General features: G+C 65.2%; 1 protein-coding gene. It reads left to right on the plus strand.

Annotated elements, in window-relative coordinates; all coding sequences use genetic code 11:
* Positions 1-247: glycosyl hydrolase (locus tag HKX41_12750; GenBank protein NNC25004.1), on the plus strand; the 247-nt coding region annotated here is incomplete at both ends.

The raw sequence follows: 247 nt of genomic DNA on the forward strand, positions 1-247 counted from the left end.
CTACGCCAATCATTTCAATCCGCAGCAGGCGTCGATGGCAGCGTGGGTGCTGGCCTATGGCGCGCACGCGCGCAAGGCCTTGTTCGCCGCGCATGGCTTGCAGGCGCAGGTCGAGGACGAAGCGTTCTGGGGCGCGGACTATCTGCACCGCATTCTCGACAAGGACGGTTATTTCTACACCACGGTGTTCGACCAGTGGGGCACGCCCGGCGCGGTGCGCATGGTCACCGGCTACGAAGGCTCGGCC

Origin of the sequence: Salifodinibacter halophilus (genome assembly GCA_012999515.1) — a bacterium.
GTDB lineage: Bacteria > Pseudomonadota > Gammaproteobacteria > Nevskiales > Salinisphaeraceae > Salifodinibacter > Salifodinibacter halophilus.